Here is a 19,103-nt window from a genome sequence, read left to right on the forward strand (position 1 = left end):
GATTTGGAGGGGCGCATGTCTGATCTTCCCCGGAAGGCGGTCACCCGTACCGCCAAGCTGGCGGCACTGCCACTGGGCTTCGCGGGCCGGGCCACTTGGGGCCTGGGCAAACGGATCGGTGGCAAGTCGGCGGAGATAGTCGGCCGCGAACTTCAGCAGCGGACCGCCGAGCAGCTGTTCAAAGTGCTCGGCGAGCTCAAGGGCGGTGCGATGAAGTTCGGGCAGGCCATGTCCGTCTTCGAATCCGCCCTTCCGGAGGAGGTCGCGGGCCCGTACCGGGCAGCGCTGACCAAGCTCCAGGAGGCGGCGCCCCCCATGCCGACCCGCACGGTGCACTCGGTGCTGGAGGAGCGACTGGGCGAGGAGTGGCGAGAGCTGTTCCTTGAGTTCGACGACAAGCCGTCCGCCGCCGCATCGATTGGCCAGGTGCACCGGGGCGTATGGCACGACGGGCGCAAGGTGGCCGTCAAGGTGCAGTACCCCGGAGCCGGCGAGGCCCTGCTTTCGGACCTGAACCAGCTGAGCAGATTCGCCCGGCTGCTCGGTCCGCTGGTTCCCGGGATGGACATCAAGCCGCTCATCACCGAGTTGCGCGACCGGGTCTCGGAAGAGCTGGACTACGAACTGGAGGCCGAGGCTCAGCGGGAGCACGCGCGCGAGTTCGCGGACGACCCCGATGTGCTGGTGCCCGACGTTGTGCACCAAAGCGACCAGGTGCTGGTCACCGAGTGGATCGACGGGATACCGCTGGCCGATGTGATCGCGGACGGTACGACGGAGCAGCGCGACCGGGCGGGCCAGCTGCTGGCCCGGTTCCTGTTCTCGGGCCCGGCCCGTACGGGCCTGCTGCACGCGGACCCGCACCCGGGCAACTTCCGTCTGCTGGCTCCGCACGACAATGACGGCTCGGAATCAGCGGAGGGGGCCCCGTCGCGGTGGCGGCTGGGGGTGCTGGACTTCGGCACCGTGGACCGGCTGCCCGGCGGACTGCCCGCGACCATCGGCGAGTCGCTGCGGATGACCATCGAGGGCCAGGCCGACGGCGTGTACGAGCTGCTGCGCGACGAAGGCTTCGTGAAGGAGGCCATCGACCTCGACCCGGACGCGATGCTGGAGTACCTGCTGCCGATCATCGAGCCCGCGCAGGCGGAGGAGTTCACGTTCACCCGGGGCTGGATGCGCCAGCAGGCGGCGCGGATCGGCGATATCCGTTCCCCCGCACATCAGTTGGGCAAGCAGCTCAATCTGCCGCCGGCCTACCTGCTCATACACCGGGTGACCCTGAGCACCATCGGTGTGCTGTGCCAGCTGGGTGCGACGGTGCGGCTGCGGCACGAGTTGGAGGAGTGGCTGCCGGGGTTCCTCGCCGAGGAGCAGGTCGGCGCTCCCGAGAAGGAGCAGGACGAGGTTGCAGACGAGATGCCGGGGGCGTAGCGGTGCTGCTCACCACCAGGATGAATCGAGTCTGCCTTCGATCGATCTGATGTTGGCGCGCGAACAGTCGTCGCAGAAGTACTGACGGCTGCCGTTCTCCACCGAGCAGGTCCAGGTCAGCGGAGTGCTCTCGCTCTCGGAGTACTTGCCGCAGCGGGAGCACACGACGGCGGCGGCACCCGGCCGGGAGGGGTGAGGAGTCTGCTCGTGGTTCCGGGGGGCTTCCCGGGGAGAACTCGGCACCCCGTGACGATATCGCCGCTCCGGCGGGCGGGACGGTAGAACGCACAGCGGGGGCCGGTCTGTTCGAACCGGCCCCCGCTGTGTGCTGACTACGTCTTACGACCTCCCCCACGATCGGGAACCCGCTCACTCTCGTGGGGGAGGTCGTTACTGCATGACCGCCATGGCGAGGGCGCGGCGGGCGCGCAGGGACACGCGCTCGGCGCGGCGCTGCATCCGCCGGGCGGCGACCAGGCGCACGGCCTGGTGTTCCGCCTCGGCTTCACGCCGGCGTTCTTGCATATGAGCCCGGGCCAGGGCTTCTGGGATGAGTTGCATCTCGCGGTTCCTGTTCTGACGCGAGTCGTTCGCGCCGGTGGTGGTCACGTCTGGGTTGGCGGAGCCGGAGGGCTCGCTGGGCAGAGAGTTCATTGGGGCCTGGTTCTTGGGATCGTGCGTGTGGGGGCGGTCGATGGTTCCGATGACGTTCATGCCGCGACCGGGTTCTTGCGGGGGCGCCCACGCGGGCGCTTGCGGGCAACCACGACACCCTGGACGAAGAGCTCGCCGCCCCAGACGCCCCAAGGCTCGCGGCGCTCCTTGGCGCCGGCGAGGCAAGCCTCGACCAGCGGGCAGGTCCGGCAGAGCGACTTGGCGTACTCGACGTCGGCCGGGGTCTCGGCGAAGAAGACCTCCGGGTCGTACGAGCGGCAGGGAACGGGCACGCCGAGGTTCTCGATGGCGTCGTCGAGCGCGGTGAGCGCGGTGAGGGGGGTCAAGGCGGGGTCCTCCGTGAGACCGGGCGGGGTGATCGCTGGGGAAGGCGGTACGGACGGGGCGTGCGTTTCGATGTGCACGGTTGTTGATTCCTCGTCGAGTAGTTCCGGCCGGTCGGCCGGGTGGCGGTTGCTGTCCCGAGGCCCCTTCGCCCTGTCTCTCCCGTTCGGGACAAACAGAAGGGCCGCGGATCCCTGGTGGGGTTCCGCGGCCCTGAAGGCGCCTGCCTGATCCTGGATCAGGCTGGATCACTCCAGGGTTCGAGCCCACGGAAGGCCCACATCGTGTGGTGCTGCGTCGTCGTCTGCTTCTTGAATCCGGCACCGGCCGCCGCAAAGGCATAGGCCTTGGCCCGTGCCGCTGCTACTGCTGCTTCCGGCGCCTCGGTCGGTCGCTCATTACGCGCCAGAACGGGAAGGCCCAGGAGGGACACAAGGCCGGCGGCGGAAATGCTGGACATACCGGTGCCACGGGGCGAGGAGCCGAGCGGGCAGATGGCGACAACCGAGCGATCGGTCATTTTGGTGGGGTTCATGAAGCTGGTCACTGGGCTCGCCTCCTCTCGGCGTCTCGGGGACCTGATGGCCGAAGCCGGTCCCAACATATTCGGATAAGTACAGCACGGAGTCAGGGCTTCAGAGAAGTCGCTGTTCCCGTGGTGAAGAACCTATGGGGCTTGCCGGGGCATGCGCAAACTATTTTCTCGACGAGTTTGCATCAGTCGTCCCCGCCGAGTCCCACAAGCTCCTGACCAGCACAGAGGGCCAGCACATCGGCTCCGAAACGCCCCAGCTTGCGGGCGCCGACGCCCGAGATCATGGCAAGTTCTCCCGGCTCGTCAGGCACCGCCTCGGCGATCGCCATCAGCGTCTTGTCCGTGAAGACGCAGTAGGGGGGCTGGCCGAGCTGCTGTGCTTGGCCCGCGCGCCAGTCGCGAAGCCGCTGGTACAAAGCTTCGTCCATGTCGGAGGGACAGTCCTCGCAGCGCATGAGCTTCACTTCACCGGCGTCGGTGAGGGTCTTGCCGCACACACGGCACATGGCCGAAGTGCGTCGCCTGCGCCTGGCCCCGCCGACCGGGCTGCCGCCGGCCCGCTCGCCCCCGCCCGCGCCACCGACCGCGCCTGCGCCGCCGGTGGACCGGCTGCCCGGTACCGAGGAGCCTGGCCGCAGTCCGCTGAGGAACCGGGTCGGGCGCCGGGAGGCCCGGCCGCCGGGCGAACGGGAGAGCGCCCAGGACAGGGCAAGGTGCTGCCGGGCACGCGTGACTCCGACGTACAGCAGGCGTCGCTCCTCCTCGACCTGCTCGTCGGTCTTGGCGAAGCTGATCGGCATCATGCCCTCGGTGAGCCCGACCAGGAACACGGCGTCCCACTCCAGGCCCTTGGCCGAGTGCAGCGAGGCGAGAGTGACGCCCTGAACGGTCGGCGCATGCTGGGCGGCTGCGCGCTCGTCGAGTTCGGTGATCAGATCGGCCAGCGTCGCGGCCGGGCGGGACTTGGCGAAGTCCTCGGCGAGGCCGACCAGTGAGGCCAGCGACTCCCACTGGTCCCGTACGGCGCCGGAGCCCGCCGGGGGCTGTGTGGTCCAGCCGTTGCCGCTGAGTACGGCGCGGGTCTGGGACGGCAGGTCCACGATGTCGTCGAGCAGCGGATCGTTGTCCCCGAAGCGGGCGGCGCTGCGCAGGCCCGCGATGGCCTTGCGCACCTCCTGGCGCTCGAAGAACCGCTCCGCGCCGCGGAGCTGGTACGGGACCCCGGCGTCGCCCAGGGCCTGCTCGTACACCTCCGACTGGGCGTTGATCCGGTACAGCACGGCGATCTCGCCGGCCGAGACACCGGCGGCGATCAGACCACGGATGCGCCGGGCGGTGCCCTCGGCCTCGGCCGGCTCGTCCGCGTACTCCGCGTAGACGGGCTCGGGGCCGGGCTCGCGCTGGGAGACCAGCTCCAGGCGATGCTCGGCGGCCCGGCCGCGCGCCTGCCCAAGCAGGCCGTTGGCCAGGTGGACGACCTGCGGCGTCGAGCGGTAGTCGCGGATCAGCTTCACCACGGTGGCGTCCGGGTGCTGGGTGCGGAAGTTCAGCAGGTGGTCGGGGGTGGCGCCGGTGAAGGAGTAGATCGTCTGGCTGGCGTCGCCGACGACGCACAGGCTCTGCCGGTCACCCAGCCACAGTTCGAGGAGCCGCTGCTGTAGGGGGCTGACGTCCTGGTACTCGTCGACCACGAAGTGCTGGTACTGGCTGCGCACGAGGTCGGCGATGTCGTGTCGGTCCTGGAGGATGCCGACGGTGAGCAGCAGCACATCCTCGAAGTCGATCACGGATCGATCGCGCTTGAGCTGCTCGTACATCGCGTAGATCTGGGAGATCTCCGCCGGATCCCTGGGAGTGTCACGGCCGGTCTTGTGCGCTGCGGCCGGATAGTCCGCGGGAACGGTCTGAGTCACTTTGGCCCACTCGATCTCGCCGGCCACGTCCCGCAGCTCATTGCGGTCGAGGCGGACGCGACAGCGCGCGGCGGCCTCGGCGACCAGCTGCACTTTCCGCTCCACGAGCCGGGGCAGATCACCACCGACTGCTTTCGGCCAGAAGTACTGGAGCTGACGCAACGCGGCGGAGTGGAATGTCCGCGCCTGCACACCGCCGGCGCCGAGCTGGCGGAGCCGCCCGCGCATCTCGCCGGCGGCGCGGTTGGTGAAGGTGACGGCAAGCACACTGGCGGGCTGCAGTATTCCGGCGCGCACGCCGTACGCGATGCGGTGGGTGATGGCTCGCGTCTTGCCGGTGCCCGCTCCTGCCAGCACACACACCGGGCCGCGCAGGGCCGTCGCGACGGCCCGCTGCTCGGGATCGAGCCCGTCGAGCACAGCGTCCGCCGAGTCCGGGGCCTGTGAGAAGAGAGAGGAGTGCGTTGCTGCTGTCACCCCGCCATGCTGCCAGGTCTGCCGTGACTGATGCGTCGGCTCGTCCACAGGGTGCGGGCACTCGTCGTACTAATACGCGTCGCACGCGTACGGGAATGGTGGTGGGGTCTCGTACGTTCGTCTCACTGGGAGTACGGATCCCCAGCGAACCAGAGGACCAGAGGAGCGCAACGACATGCCGGGCACTGTGACGATGTACAGCACTACGTGGTGCGGCTACTGCCGTCGGCTCAAGAGCCAGATGGACCGCGAGGGAATCGCGTACACCGAGATCAACATCGAGCACGACGCGGAGTCCGCCGCCTTCGTCGAGAAGGCGAACGGCGGAAACCAGACAGTCCCCACCGTTCTGGTGATCCCTGCCTCCGGTGAGCAGTCGGTCATGACGAACCCGAGCCTCGCCCAGGTGAAGCAGGCGCTGGCCGTCTGATCCGGCACTCCGAAGCTACAGACCCCCGAGCTGCGGCCCGGGGGTCTTGCGCTGTCACGGGGCGCGGGGGTCTTGCGCTGTCACGGGGCGCGGGAGTCTTGCGCTGTCACGGAGCCCGGGAGTCTTGCGCTGTCACGGGTACCTGCGGTCGCGGCTACGGATTGTGCAGCGGCTTCGGCAGCGCCTTGCCGTACCAGAGCTCCACCAGGCGGGACGCGATGGAGATGCCGGACGGCGACAGGATCTCGCCGGACTCGATCGCGGTTCGCAGGTCGTCCCTGGAGAACCAGCGCGCCTCTTCGATCTCCTCGCCGTCGACGTTGATCTCCGAGGACGTAGCGCGGGCCATGAAGCCCAGCATGAGGCTGGACGGGAACGGCCATGGCTGGCTGGCCACGTACTCGACCTGACCGACAGTGATGCCGGCCTCTTCGAAGACCTCTCGGGCCACCGACTGCTCGATCGATTCGCCGGGCTCGACGAAACCGGCGAGCGTCGAGAACCGGCCCTCCGGCCAGTGCACCTGGCGGCCGAGAAGCGCGCGGTCCTCCTCGTCGGTGACGAGCATGATCACAGCAGGGTCGGTGCGCGGGTAGTGCTCGGCGCCGCACGCCTGGCAGCGGCGGATGTGACCGGCCGCCGCGATGACGCTGCGCTCGCCGCAGCGCGAACAGAAGCGGTGCAGCCGCTGCCAGTTCTCCAGTGCCACCGCGTGGACCATCAGTCCGGCGTCGCGCGGTCCCAGCAGGAGGCCCGCCTCGCGGAGGCCCGCGGGGCGCGCGGACTGGTCCATGCGGCCGGGCAGGGCGTCCTTCTGGAGCGCGAAGTAACTGACGCCGTCCTCGTCCGTACCGAGGAAATAGCGGTGCGTCTCGGTGACCGGGGCCTCGAAGGCCGGGGTCATCACGAGTTCGGTGCGCCCGTCCGGGGTGTCGTCGATCAGGACCTGGCCGCCGGAGACGACAAAGACGCGGGTCGTGGGGTGGCTCCAGGCGGCGGCGAGCCAGGCCTCGTCGAGACGGTGGTTCGCCGCGCGGTCGATGCCGCTCGGGGCGGTGAGCCCGATCGCCCGCTCCGCGGTCAGGTCCGTGTGGTCGGTCGAGGTGCTCACAGGTGCTTCCTACTCCCCCTGGTGGATTCGGACGTTCTCCGGCAGGCCCGGATCATTCAGGTGGTGCCGGTGGTGCCGGTGGTCGAAGTGCTTGACGTCGTGGTGGCGGGGCGCCAGTGCGCTGCCAGGTCTCCCCACAGATAGGCGGTGGCTTCCACACCCTTGAGAAGCAGGTCGATCTCGATCTTCTCGTTGGGCGCGTGCCAGCCGTCGGACGGGACGGAGATGCCAAGGAAGAGAACAGGTGCGCCGAGTACGTCCTGCAGGTCGGCCGCGGGACCCGAGCCGCCCTCCCGCGTGAAGCGGATCTCCTGGCCGAAGGCGCGGCCCATCGCCCGTACGACGGACTGCAGCGCGGGGTGGTCCAGGGGCGTCAGGCAGGGGCGGGTGGCGGCGCCGAAAGTGATCTCGTGGCGGATCCCGGCCGGGACGCGGGACGCGATCCAGTCCCGTACGGACTGCTCGATCTTGTCCGGCTCCTGGCCCGCGACCAGGCGGAAGGACAGCTTCAGGCGGGCGGACGACGGAACGATCGTCTTGCCCCCGGGGCCCTGGTAGCCGCCGCCGATGCCGTTCACCTCGGCGGTCGGGCGGGCCCAGACGCGCTCCAGGGTTGTGTGGCCGGTCTCCCCCGAGGTGGCGCGGGACTTGGCCGTTCGCAGCCACTGGGCCTCGTCGAACGGGAGCGAGGCGAACAGCTCGCGCTCGCGGTCCGTGAGGGGCACGACGCCGTCGTAGAAGCCGGGGATCGTGATGTGCTCGTTCTCGTCGTGGAGTGCCGCGACGAGGCGGGCGGCGACGGTGGCCGGGTTGGGGACGGCGCCGCCGAAGGACCCGGAGTGGATGTCCTGGTCGGGCCCGTACAAGTCGATCTCGCAGTCGGCCACGCCGCGCATACCCGTGCAGACGGTCGGGGTGTCCTCGGACCACATGCCGGTGTCGGAGACGATCACCGCGTCGGCGGCCAGGCGGGACGCGCGCTCTTCGACGAGGGCCCGGAAGTTCGGGGATCCGGACTCCTCCTCGCCCTCAATGAGGAGTTTGAGGTTCACGGCGGGGGCGGTGCGGCCGGTGGCGGCGAGGTGGGCGCGTACCCCAAGGGTGTGGAAGAACACCTGGCCCTTGTCGTCGGCGGCCCCACGTGCGTAGAGCCGGCCGCCTGCGGTCTCGGGTTCGAAGGGGTCGGTGTGCCAGCCGTCCTCGCGGGCCGCGGGCTGCACGTCGTGGTGTCCGTAGACGAGGACCGTGGGGGCTGCCGGGTCGCCGCTCGGCCACTCGGCGAAGACGGCGGGGGCGCCGTCCGTGGGCCAGATCTCGGTGACCGGAAAGCCGGTCTCGCTGAGCTTCTCGGACAGCCATTCCGCGCTGCGCCGTACGTCCGCCGCGTGGGCGGGCTGGGCCGACACGGACGGGATGCGCAGCCAGTCGGCGAGGTCGCCAAGGAAGGTGGCGCGGTGCGTGTCGATGTACGTACGGACGACGCTGTCCGGGGTGTCGCTCATGCCCCTGAGCCTATCCGGCCGCCGAACCGGGCTCGTCCAGCAGGATCCGCTCGAGCTCTGCGCGGCCGGGGAGGCGGGCGGGGTGCGCGATCTCGCCGGTGCGGACGTAGAGGAAGGCCGCCGCGACGGAGTCGAGCGGCAGGTCGTGCTGTTCGGCCCAGGCGAGCCGGTAGATCGCGAGCTGCAGGGGGTCGGCGGTGTGGTGGCGGGTGGTCTTCCAGTCGATGATCTCGTACGTGCCGGTGTCCTCGTCGCGGTACACGGCGTCGATACGGCCACGGATGACGCGGCCCGCGAGGGTGAGATGGAACGGCTCCTCGATGCGGTACGGGGTGCGGCGGGCGTACGGCGTGCGCTCGAACGCCTCCTTGAGCGCGGCCAGGTCGCGCTCGTCCGCGATGTCAGTCTCCCTCTCCTCGCCGCCAGGCAGCTCGTCGGGGCCGAGCATGGGCAGCGGCAGCTCCTCGAAGCGGCTCTCCACCCAGGCGTGGAAGCGGGTGCCGCGCCTGGCGGCCGGCTGGGGCGGGCGGGGCATGGGCCTGGCGAGCTCCTGCGCGAAGCCGTCCGGGTCGGCGGCGAGGCGCAGCAGCTGCGAGGCGGTGAGGGAGGGCGGCACGGCTACGTCGCGGGTGGTGGCGCGGGCACGACGGAGCTCCCCGGCGAGGGCGTCCAGGTCACGGTCCCAGGACGCGATGGCGCGGGCCTCCTCGGGGGGGAGGGCGGAGTCTGGGTAGCCCGGATCTTCCGGGAACCGTGCAGCAGACCCCCCTGCCTCGCGCCCGCCGGACACGACCGGGTCCGTCGGGTGGGGGCGCCCAGGCTCGATGCCGTGGCCCGGGGTGCCGGGAGCGGACTGGTCGTGCTGGTCGTGCTGGTCGTGCTGGTCGTGCTGAGCGGACTGGTCGTGCTGGGGCACAGACGCTGCGATCTCCGCAGGCTCGGGTTGCGGGTGCGTACGGGGTCCGGGTACGGCGCCGCGAGCCTCCTCGGCGGCGGAGCTGTCCGGGGCCGCCGCGGGGCGTTCCGTGAGCAGGGCCTCCCAGTCCGCGGGGTCGGCGTCCAGGACTTCGCCGACCTCTTCCTCGAAGTCCGCCTCCAGGGGCTCAGCGTCGGCCGGAGCCGTCGCCAGGGACTTGAGGTGGGCCATGACCGTCTCCGCGGCCCGGCGGCGACGGGCGAGCGAGGTCGCGTCCAAGGGCAGCGGCCAGGCGTGGTCTGCTGCCGCTTTGTGCAGGGACGGGTTCTGCGCGTCCGGCTCCGGCTCGTCGGCCCAGGCCTCGATCTCGCCGAGCCCCGCCTCGCAGTGTTCGTACAGCGCTGCCAGGAAGCCGGAGGGGCCGCGCGGTTTCTTCTGCGTCGGGCCCCACCAGTGGCCCGAGCCGAGGAGAAGCGAGCGGGGGCGCGTGAAGGTGACGTAACCGAGGCGGAGTTCCTCGGTGTGCTGGTGGGCCTTCATGTCGTCCTTGAACGCCTTCATGCCCTTGGCGTCCCACTCCCCCACATCCGGGAGTGTCTTCGCGTCGCCGCGCAGCGCGTGCGGCAGGACTTTGGCCTGCGAGGTCCAGGACTCGCGGGACTGCTCGCTCGGGAAATGGCCGGCGACCAGACCGGGCGCCGCCACCACGTCCCACTCCAGGCCCTTGGACTTGTGTGCGGTCAGGACCTTGACGGTGTTCTCGCCGCCGGGCAGGGCGTTGTCCAGGCCCTTCTCGTACTGGGCCGCCGTACGCAGGAAGGCGAGGAAGGCCAGCAGGTTCGTCTCGCCGTCGAGCGCGGCGAAGCCCGCCGCAGTGTCCAGGAAGTTGCCCAGCGTCTCGCGTCGGCGGGCGGCCAGGGCGTGCGGTGAGGCGGACAGTTCCACTTCGAGGCCCGTGGTGGCAAGTACCCGGTGGAGCACGTCCATGAGCGGGTCCGCGAGGGAGCGGCGCAGGTCGCGCAGCTCGGTGGCCAGGCGGGCGAAGCGGACCCGGGCGTCTGCCGAGAAGGGCAGGCCGTCGTCCGGGCCGCCGCCCGATTCGAGGAACGTGTCGAGGGCGTCCGCCAGGGAAATGACCTCCGCCGGGTCCACCCCCTCGACGGCTTCGGCCAGCCTCCCGTCGGGGTCGGCGTCCGGGTCGGCGCCGCTCGCGCGGTGGACGAGCAGCCGTGCCCGGCGCCCGAGCAGCGCCAGGTCGCGCGGGCCAATGCGCCATCGGGGGCCGGTGAGGAGGCGTACGAGCGAGGCGTTCGCACCCGGGTCCTGAAGGACTTCGCAGACCGCGACGAGGTCGGCGACCTCCGGGAGGTGGAGCAGCCCGGACAGGCCGACCACCTCGACCGGGACCTCGCGGGCCACGAGAGCACCCTGGATCTCGGCGAAGTCGCCCGCCGTTCGGCACAGGACGGCGATCTCACCGGGCTCCTTGCCGGTGCGCACCAGGTGGGCGATCGAATCGGCGAGCCAGCCGATTTCCTCGGCGTGGGTGGGCAGCAGGGCGCAGCGGACCATGCCGTCGCGCTCCGCGCCGGGCGCCGGGCGCAGCGCTTCGACGCCTTCGTGCATGGCGCGCAGCTCGGTGGCGAGGCCGTTGGCGAGGTCGAGGAGGCGACCGCCGCTGCGGCGGTTCTCGCTGAGCGAGAAGCGGGCCGCCGGGCTCCCGTCGGCGTATGGAAAGTGCGCGGGGAAGTCGTCGAGGTTAGCGACGGAGGCGCCGCGCCAGCCGTAGATGGCCTGGCAGGGGTCGCCGACGGCCGTCACCGCGTGCCCGGTGCCGCCGCCGAAGAGGCCGGAGAGCAGGAGACGCTGGGCGACCGAGGTGTCCTGGTACTCGTCGAGCAGCACCACCCTGAACTGGTCGCGCAGGATCCGGCCGGCCTCGTCGCTGGTGAGCGCGAGCTCGGCGGAGAGGGCGATCTGGTCGCCGAAGTCGAGGAGGTCGCGGCTGCGTTTCGCCTCTCGGTAGCGGGTGGTGAGGTCGAGCAGTTCCAGGCGGCCCGCGGCGGCCTCGGGGACCTTGCGCAGGTCTGCGTTGGAGAGCTTGACGGACGCGAGCGTACGCAGGAGTCCGGCGTCGTACGACGCGAGACTCGCGGGTTTCACCAGGTGCTCGGCCAGCTCGGCGTCCAGCGCGAGAAGGTCGCTGACCAGGGACGGGAACGATTTGGTGAGGGCCGGGTAGGGGCCTGGCGCCTCGCGGAGGACGCGGGCGGCGAGCTGGTAGCGGGTGGCGTCGGCGAGGAGGCGGGCGGTCGGTTCGAGCCCGATGCGCAGGCCGTGGTCGGTGAGGAGCTGCCCGGCGAAGGCGTGGTACGTCGAGATCCTGGGCTCGCCGGGCGGGTTGTCCGGGTCGATGGCGTCGGGGTCGGTCACCCCGGCGCGCACCAGCGCCTTGCGGACGCGTTCGGCGAGCTCGCCGGCGGCCTTGTTGGTGAAGGTCAGGCCGAGCACCTGCTCGGGGGCGACCCGGCCGGTGCCGACCAGCCACACCACGCGGGCTGCCATGACGGTCGTCTTGCCCGAGCCGGCTCCGGCCACGATGACCTGCGGGGCAGGCGGTGCGGTGATGCACGCCATCTGCTCCGGGGTGAACGGAATGCCGAGGAGCTCTTTGAGCTGCTCGGGGTCGGTGATTCGAGCTGACACCCCAGAGAGGCTAACGGGCCCCACTGACAACGGCGGCCGGCTCCCGTTCCGGCTGCCGGGGATGTAGCGGCCCGGGTCCTCGACGATGTGGCGGCCGCGCTACTCGACGATGTGGCGGCCCTCAGGCTGTGCGCTGCAGGACGACCGGAACGCGCAGTGCGTGCAGTGCTGCCCGGTCGCCGGGCTGAAGCGTTCGTCGAGGACGCGGCCGGCCGCGGTGGCGAGCAGGTCGCCGACCCACTCTCCGGCGAGCGGCTGCTGTGCCTGCGTCCTGGGAAGCGCCTCCCCTCCCTCCTTCTTGGCCGCCGCTTGCCGCAGGTGCACGAGTTCGGCGCCACCCGGCTCGGGGCGCGCTCCCCCGAACGCCTCGTCGACCGCGCCTTCCCGTACGGCGAGCTGGTAGACCGCGAGCTGCGGGTGGTGGGCGACCTCCTCACGCGTGGGCGACACCTTTCCGGTCTTGAAGTCGACGACGTAGGCCCGTCCTTCGGTGTCCTTCTCGACGCGGTCCATCGAGCCGCGGATACGCACTTCGTACGATCCGCCCGCTTGGAGGGTCACGTCGAAGTCGTGCTCGGTGGCGACCGGGGTACGCCCTCCCCGGTCCATGACGTGCCATTGGAGGAAGCGTTCCAGGGCGACCCGCGCGTGTTCCTTCTCCTGCTGCGACTTCCAGGGCGCGTCGAAAGCGAGGGCGTCCCAGACCGAGTCGAGGCGTTCCATCAGCACGGCGAGATCTGCGGGTGTACGGCCGGACGCGACCTCGTCGGCCAGGACGTGCACGACGTTGCCGAAGCCCTGGGCGGCGGTCGCGGGAGCGTCCGCTTTGACCTCGCGTCCCAGGAACCACTGGAGTGAGCAGGTGTTCGCGAGCTGGTCCAGTGCGCTTCCTGAGAGCGCCACTGGCTGCTCGTGGTCGCGCAGCGGAACGCCGCTGTGCGTCGGCTCGTACAGGCCCCACCAGCGGTACGGATGTGCGGAGGGCACCAGCGGCTGTCCGTCGCCGTCCGCCAGCGCTGCCAGGCGGGCCAGCCTGCGGGCGGCGGCGTCGCGCAGTGCGGGGGTGGCTGCCGGGTCGACGGTGGTGGCGCGCAGTTCGGCCACGAGCGCGGCCACGGCCAGGGGACGGCGTGGGCGGCCGGTGACGTCCTTGGGTTCGACGCCCAGCTCGCTGAGGAAACGGGACGGCTGGTCGCCGTCGTCGGCGGGTGCCTTGACGGCGGTGACGACGAGGCGGTCGCGGGCACGGGTAGCGGCGACGTAGAAGAGGCGTCGTTCCTCGGCGAGGAGCGCGCCCGGGGTGAGAGGTTCGGCGAGTCCGTCACGGCCGATCCTGTCCGCCTCCAGAAGCGAACCGCGGCGGCGCAGGTCGGGCCACAGGCCCTCCTGTACGCCCGCGACGACGACGAGGCTCCATTCGAGGCCCTTGGAGCGGTGCGCGGTCATCAGGCGTACGGCGTCGGGGCGCACCACGCGCTTGCTGAGGGTGTCGGCAGCGATGTCCTGGGCTTCGAGTTCTTCGAGGAAGTTGAGGGCGCCGCGGCCGCCGGAGCGCTCCTCGGCCCGTGCCGCGGTGTCGAAGAGCGCGCAGACGGCGTCGAGGTCGCGGTCCGCGTTGCGCCCGGCAGCGCCGCCGCGCAGGGCGGCCCGCTCCAGGCGCTGAGGCCAGGGGGTGCCGTCCCACAGTTCCCACAGTGCCTCTTCGGCGGTGCCGCCCGCTTCCAGGAGTGCGCGGGTCCGGCCGAGGAGCGCCCCGAGGCGCTGGGCGCCGCGGGCGTACGCCGGGTCGTGCGTGGTCAGGCGCTCGGGCTCGGCCAGCGCGCGGGCCAGCAACTCGTCGGACGGCGCGGGGAGGCGGTTGCCCGCCGCACGCTCCTCGTCGCGCAGGGCGCGGCCGAGGCGGCGGAGGTCGGCGGTGTCCATGCCGGCGAGGGGCGAGGCCAGCAGTTCGGCGGCGGCGTCAGTGCGGAGCCAGGCGGCGCCGGGGTTGTCCGGGCCGGCCGCCGGGGCTGTCACTGCCTGGGCGACCGCTCGCAACGCCGTCAGGAGGGGCGTCACCGCCGGCTCATGGCGCAGGGGGACGTCGTCGCCGTCGATCTCCAGGGGGACGCCGGCCGAGGTCAGGGCGCGGCGTACGACCGGTATGGTGCGGCCGCCGGCGCGCACCAGTACCGCCATCTCGTTCCACGGCACGCCCTCCTCCAGATGGGCGCGACGCAGGATGTCCGCGATGTTGTCGAGTTCCGTGCCCGCTGTCGGGTACGTGAAGACTTCCGCGTCCCCCCCGTCCCTGACCGGGTTCAGGTCGCGGTGCGCCCGTACCTTCTCGGCCGGCAGGCGCGTCAGCGGCATCCTGCGCGTCAGCTGCCTGGTGGCACCGAGGAGGCGTTCTCCGGAACGGCGCGACGTGGTCAGCACCTCCACCGGGGAAGGCTTTTGGTCCGTTCCCGGGAACGTGTCGGGGAAGTCGAGGATGCCGCCCACGTCCGCACCGCGGAACGCGTAGATCGACTGGTCCGGGTCACCGAAAGCGACCAGGGTGCGGCCGGACCCGGCCAGCGCGCGCAGCAGACGGACCTGCGCCGGGTCGGTGTCCTGGTACTCGTCCACGAAGACCGCGTCGTACTGCGCGCTGAGCCTGCCCGTCGTCTGCGCCCGCTCCGCGAGCAGCACCGCGCGGTGCACGAGTTCGGCGTAGTCCAGGACACCCTGCATGTCGAGTACGTCGAGGTACTCGGCCAGGAAAGCCGCCGCTGCCTGCCAGTCGGGCCGTCCCGTACGCCGGGCGAAGGCCCCCAGGGAGTCCGGTCCGAGCCCGAGTTCGCGGCTGCGCGCCAGCACTGCGCGGACCTCGTCGGCGAAGCCGCGTGTCGTCAGACAGGCGCGCAGCTCGTCCGGCCAGCGGACGCCGGAGGGGAGTCCGGTGCGTTCCAGGTCGACATGGCCGGCCAGCAGGTCGCGGACCGCCACGTCCTGTTCGGGGCCCGACAGCAGCCGCAGTGGCTCGCTGAAGAGGTCACTGTCCTGATGGGCGCGGACCAGTGCGTAGCAAAAGGAGTGGAACGTCGTCGCCTGCGGCCCCTGCGCGCCGCCGAGCCTCAGCGCCATCCGGTCGCGCAGTTCCACTGCGGCCTTGCGGCTGAAGGTGAGCACCAGGATGCGCGCGGGGTCGGCGCCCTTGGCGACGCGGGCGGCGACGGCCTCGACCAGCGTCGTCGACTTGCCGGTGCCCGGCCCCGCGAGGACCAGCAGCGGGCCGCCCGCATGGTCAACCACAGCGCGCTGCTGTGCGTCCAGGAGAGGGGGGTCCACAGGACCGGGCGGAGTACGCACAAGGCGGTACGCGCCCGGGGTCCGCGGCCGCGCCTGACGGCGCGGCGGGTTCCAGGAGGAACCTGGGGGTGTGGAGGAACTCACGTGGATCGCCGGTCCTGGTGGGTGTACGGGTTGTCCTGCTCTGCCGCGCACGGGGGCGCGGGGGCCGCGGGACGAGTGAATGAGCGGTCGAACGGAAGACCGGGTCGAGCGGAAGAGCGGGTCGGACGGAAGAGCGGGTCGGACGGGTGAACGGGTCGGACGGGTGAACGGGACGAGCGGACGAACGGGACGAGGTGGATGCGGGATGAGCGGTATGACGCGCGTGCGGCGCGCTGACGACGCTACGCCAGTGGGCGGCGGGGACGCAGCGAGTCCGGCTGGTACCCCGTGCGCGGCCCCGCCCGATGCCCCGTGCGCTCCTCGCGCCGCCCGCCGGGTCGCCGCATGGCGGAAGCTGTCAGGTGTGAGCGGTGTGAGGTTGTGCACATGTATCCGCGGGTCCGCCGTCCCACCGTGCCCGCTTCATGTCGAGGCGCGGCGCACTGGTCCCGGACCGCCGGGAGATGCGCAGGGGAGTGCCCTCCGCCCGGTAGTGCCCCAGCGCGCGCAGCTCGCTCCCCGGCAGCAGTACGCCGTCGGAGCGCACCACGCGCCACCACGGCGCGGCGCCGCCGTAGAGCGCCATGACGCGCCCCACCTGGCGGGGTCCGCCCTCCTCCAGCCACTCGGCGACGTCTCCGTACGTCAGCACCCGGCCGGGCGGGATCGCCTCCGCCACCTCCAGCACGCGCTCGGCGTACTCGGGGAGTCCGGGGACGTGCTGCTCGTCGCTCATCCGGCCCATCCTGCACCACGGCACCGACAGCGGCGGCTGCTCCACGGGGCGTACCCAAAACACCGCACGCCCCCGCAATGCACCCTGATGCCCCCCTCTTTCTTCCGGCCATGCCACCATCATCCGGGCGGTGACTGGTGATACGAGATCAAGAAGAGACGACGAAGGAGCAGGGCGTGCAGCCTCCCCCGGCGGCGAGCACCTCTGGCGCCGAGTCACGCTCTGACACGCCCGAGGAGCGCGGGGACGGCCCTGGAACACCCGACCGCGTGTCCGGCGACGAACCGTTGCTCTCCGCGCGCGTGCACCGTCCTTCCGACCTGTTGCGGCTGCTCGTCGGCGTGCTCGGCATCATCTGCGTGCTGGGCATCGCGGCCTTCGCCCACGGCACGGCCTCCGGCCTCGAGCAGGACATCAGCAAGGGCACGGGACAGACCCCCGACGTATTCATCAAACTGGCCGGGCTCGTCTCCAGCATCGCCGTGCTGATCCTGCCGGTCGCCTTCGCGATCGAGCGGCTGGTCAAACGGGACGGGCTGCGCATCGCCGACGGCGTCCTCGCGGCCGTGCTCGCTCACGGCGTCGCTCTCGCCACCGACCTGTGGGTCTCCGAGGCCGCACCCGACACGATCAGAGAGGCCCTCACCCAGTCCACCGCGAACGGCGACCTGACCGATCCCGTGCACGGTTATCTGGCGCCTGTCATCGCCTACATGACCGCGGTGGGGATGGCCCGCAGGCCCCGGTGGCGGGTGGCTCTGTGGGCGGTGCTGCTGCTCAACTCGTTCGCGGTTCTCGTGGGCCGCCAGACCACACCGTTCTCGATCATCGTCACGGTGCTGATCGGCTGGACCGTCGCCTACGGGACGCTGTACGCCGTCGGCTCCCCGAACGTAAGGCCCACCGGCCAGACCCTCCTCGCCGGACTGCGGCACGTCGGTTTCCGTCCCGTGACCGCCATGCGCGCGGAGGACTCCCCCGACTCCGCGGAACAGGGCGACCGGGGGCGGCGCTACCTCGTAGCGCTGGAGGAGGGTTCGCCCCTCGACGTCACCGTCGTCGACCGCGAGCAGCAGGCGCAGGGGTTCTTCTACCGGGTGTGGCGCCAGGTGACCTTGCGGGGCATCACCCAGCGGCGCTCGATCCAGTCGCTGCGCCAGGCTCTGGAGCAGGAGGCGCTGCTCGCGTACGCGGCCATCGCCGCCGGCGCGAACGCCCCGAAGCTGATCGCCACCTCCGAGCTCGGCCCCGACGCCGTGATGCTCGTGTACGAGCACCTGGGTGGCCGCTCGCTGGATTCGCTACCGGACGACGAGATCACCGACGAGCTGCTGCGCGGCAGCTGGCGCCAGGTGAAGGCGCTCCAGTCGCGTCGCATCGCGCACCGCAGACTCGTCGGCGACGCGATCTTGGTGGATCGTTCCGGCAGGGTGATCGTCACGGATCTGCGCGGCGGTGAGATCGCCGCAGGCGACGTCGTCCTGCGCATGGACGTCGCGCAGCTCCTCACCACGCTCGGGCTGCGCGCGGGAGCGGAGCGGGCTGTGGCCTCCGCCGTGGACGTCATGGGCCCCGACGCGGTCGCCGACAGCCTGCCGCTGCTCCAGCCGATCGCGCTCAGCCGCTCCACCCGCGCCACGCTGCGCAAGCTCGCCCGTGAACGCTCGCAGCGCGAGCGCGAGGCGGTCATCGACGCGTCCCACGACGCGAAGGCGGCCCAGCCCGACGAGGAGTGCGCCACCGCCACCGAGGCCGCCGCAGCGGGCCGCAAGGCGGTACGCGCGGAGAAGAAGGCGGAGAAGGAAGCCATCGACGAGGCGATCGAGGAGGCGCGCGAGGAGGACCTGCTGACGCAGATCCGCCACGAGGTGCTGCTCATCCGCCCGCAGGCGCCTGTCGAGCCCGCCCGCCTGGAGCGCATCAAGGCACGCACCCTGGTGAGTCTGATCGCGGGTGCGTTCGCCGCGTACTTCCTGGTCTCGACGCTTCTCCAGAACCCTCTTAATGAAGCCATCGCACAGGCGCAGTGGAGCTGGGTCGGGGTGGCCGCACTGTTCTCCGCACTGAGTTATCCGGCCGCTGCGATGAGCCTGCTCGGGTTCGTTCCCGAGAAGGTGTCGTTCTGGCGCACGGTGCAGGCGCAGGTGGCAGGTTCGTTCGTGAAGCTGGTCGCGCCCGCCGCGATCGGCGGAGTGGCCCTGAACACTCGCTTCCTCCAGCGTGCCGGGGTACGTCCGGGGCTCGCGGTGGCCAGTGTCGGCGCCTCGCAGCTCTTCGGTCTCGGGAGCCATATCGCGCTGCTGCTGGTCTTCGGCTATGTGACCGGCACCGAAAGGACGCCTTCGGTCTCCCCGTCCAGGACGGTGATCGCCGGTCTGCTGACCGCGGCGGTCCTGGCGATGGTCGTGACAGCGGTGCCGTTCCTGCGCAAGTTCGTGGTCACCCGGGTGCGGTCACTGTTCGCGGGTGTCGTGCCGCGCATGCTCGACGTACTCCAGCGCCCCAAAAAGCTGGTCACCGGCATCGGCGGGATGCTGCTGCTGACGGCCGTGTTCGTGATGTGCCTGGACGCCTCGATCCGCGCGTTCGGCGGTGAGAGCGACACACAGCTGAGCTACGCGACCGTGGCAGTGGTCTTCCTGACGGCCAACGCGCTCGGTTCCGCGGTGCCGACGCCCGGTGGCATCGGCGCGGTCGAGGGTGCGCTCATCGCCGCGCTGTCGGTCGCGGGACTGGACACCCAGATCGCTACCCCGGCGGTGCTGCTGTACCGGCTGCTGACGTTCTGGCTGCCGGTGCTGCCCGGCTGGCTGTGCTTCAACCACCTGACCCGCAAGGGCGAGCTCTAGCAGGCCGGCGGGGCCCGGCAGGTCGGTCACGCCGAGCGGACGGCCTCTCGAATGGCGCTCCCGAGGCGCACGCTCCGG

General features: G+C 71.2%; 13 protein-coding genes. 3 read left to right on the forward strand and 10 right to left on the reverse strand.

What is annotated here, in order from left to right:
• Nucleotides 1-15 precede the first annotated feature (15 nt).
• Complete coding sequence (locus ACU6WZ_RS08125; protein WP_447032440.1) at nt 16-1,434, forward strand: ABC1 kinase family protein; 1,419 nt, start codon at nt 16-18, stop codon at nt 1,432-1,434.
• A gap of 9 nt (nt 1,435-1,443) precedes the next feature.
• Here ACU6WZ_RS08125 and ACU6WZ_RS08130 read toward each other — a convergent pair whose 3' ends face one another.
• The 5 genes from ACU6WZ_RS08130 to ACU6WZ_RS08150 all read right to left on the reverse strand — a co-directional run bounded on the left by ACU6WZ_RS08130 (nt 1,444) and on the right by ACU6WZ_RS08150 (nt 5,358).
• Entirely contained in the window at nt 1,444-1,677 is a 234-nt protein-coding gene (locus ACU6WZ_RS08130; protein ID WP_447032441.1) for a hypothetical protein, read from the reverse strand.
• A gap of 147 nt (nt 1,678-1,824) precedes the next feature.
• Nucleotides 1,825-2,148, reverse strand: a complete 324-nt coding sequence (locus ACU6WZ_RS08135; protein WP_447032442.1) for a putative WhiB-interacting protein — start codon at nt 2,146-2,148, stop codon at nt 1,825-1,827.
• Nucleotides 2,145-2,513 carry a WhiB family transcriptional regulator gene (locus ACU6WZ_RS08140; protein WP_447032443.1) on the reverse strand — a complete coding sequence of 123 codons (369 nt, stop codon included), beginning with the start codon at nt 2,511-2,513 and terminating at the stop codon, nt 2,145-2,147. The genes ACU6WZ_RS08135 and ACU6WZ_RS08140 overlap by 4 nt, the downstream gene beginning before the upstream one ends.
• Before the next feature lie 158 nt (nt 2,514-2,671).
• On the reverse strand, nt 2,672-3,037 hold the full coding sequence (locus tag ACU6WZ_RS08145; protein ID WP_447032444.1) for a hypothetical protein: 366 nt from the start codon (nt 3,035-3,037) through the stop codon (nt 2,672-2,674).
• 113 nt (nt 3,038-3,150) lie between these two features.
• Entirely contained in the window at nt 3,151-5,358 is a 2,208-nt protein-coding gene (locus ACU6WZ_RS08150) for an ATP-dependent DNA helicase UvrD2 (protein WP_447032445.1), read from the reverse strand.
• A 175-nt stretch (nt 5,359-5,533) separates the two neighbouring features.
• Between ACU6WZ_RS08150 and ACU6WZ_RS08155 the strand changes: the two genes are divergently transcribed.
• The gene (locus ACU6WZ_RS08155) at nt 5,534-5,788 is read left to right on the forward strand and encodes a mycoredoxin (RefSeq protein ID WP_447032446.1); all 255 of its coding nucleotides are present in this window, start codon (nt 5,534-5,536) and stop codon (nt 5,786-5,788) included.
• A gap of 154 nt (nt 5,789-5,942) precedes the next feature.
• Here ACU6WZ_RS08155 and nudC read toward each other — a convergent pair whose 3' ends face one another.
• The 5 genes from nudC to ACU6WZ_RS08180 form a co-directional block, all read right to left on the reverse strand.
• On the reverse strand, nt 5,943-6,899 hold the full coding sequence (nudC, locus tag ACU6WZ_RS08160) for an NAD(+) diphosphatase (RefSeq protein ID WP_447032447.1): 957 nt from the start codon (nt 6,897-6,899) through the stop codon (nt 5,943-5,945).
• Between the two features lie 56 nt (nt 6,900-6,955).
• Nucleotides 6,956-8,401, reverse strand: coding sequence for a dipeptidase (locus ACU6WZ_RS08165; RefSeq protein WP_447032448.1), 1,446 nt, complete (start codon nt 8,399-8,401; stop codon nt 6,956-6,958).
• Nucleotides 8,402-8,411: 10 nt separating this feature from the next.
• Entirely contained in the window at nt 8,412-12,023 is a 3,612-nt protein-coding gene (locus tag ACU6WZ_RS08170) for an ATP-dependent helicase (protein WP_447032449.1), read from the reverse strand.
• A 99-nt stretch (nt 12,024-12,122) separates the two neighbouring features.
• On the reverse strand, nt 12,123-15,356 hold the full coding sequence (locus ACU6WZ_RS08175) for an ATP-dependent helicase (protein WP_447032450.1): 3,234 nt from the start codon (nt 15,354-15,356) through the stop codon (nt 12,123-12,125).
• 442 nt (nt 15,357-15,798) lie between these two features.
• A complete protein-coding gene (locus ACU6WZ_RS08180) occupies nt 15,799-16,185 on the reverse strand; it encodes an MGMT family protein (protein WP_447033928.1) in 387 nt (128 codons plus the stop codon).
• A gap of 167 nt (nt 16,186-16,352) precedes the next feature.
• Between ACU6WZ_RS08180 and ACU6WZ_RS08185 the strand changes: the two genes are divergently transcribed.
• On the forward strand, nt 16,353-19,025 hold the full coding sequence (locus ACU6WZ_RS08185) for a lysylphosphatidylglycerol synthase transmembrane domain-containing protein (RefSeq protein WP_447032451.1): 2,673 nt from the start codon (nt 16,353-16,355) through the stop codon (nt 19,023-19,025).
• Nucleotides 19,026-19,103: the final 78 nt, after the last annotated feature.

It is taken from the genome of Streptomyces hypolithicus (genome assembly GCF_052934925.1).

Bases quoted from the DNA above. Each gene is read 5' to 3' on its own strand.
- ACU6WZ_RS08145 (WP_447032444.1), bottom strand. From the start codon at position 3,037: ATGTTGGGACCGGCTTCGGCCATCAGGTCCCCGAGACGCCGAGAGGAG.
- ACU6WZ_RS08135 (WP_447032442.1), bottom strand. From the start codon at position 2,148: ATGAACGTCATCGGAACCATCGACCGCCCCCACACGCACGATCCCAAG.
- ACU6WZ_RS08155 (WP_447032446.1), top strand. From the start codon at position 5,534: ATGCCGGGCACTGTGACGATGTACAGCACTACGTGGTGCGGCTACTGC.
- ACU6WZ_RS08165 (WP_447032448.1), bottom strand. From the start codon at position 8,401: ATGAGCGACACCCCGGACAGCGTCGTCCGTACGTACATCGACACGCAC.
- ACU6WZ_RS08180 (WP_447033928.1), bottom strand. From the start codon at position 16,185: ATGGGCCGGATGAGCGACGAGCAGCACGTCCCCGGACTCCCCGAGTAC.
- ACU6WZ_RS08125 (WP_447032440.1), top strand. From the start codon at position 16: ATGTCTGATCTTCCCCGGAAGGCGGTCACCCGTACCGCCAAGCTGGCG.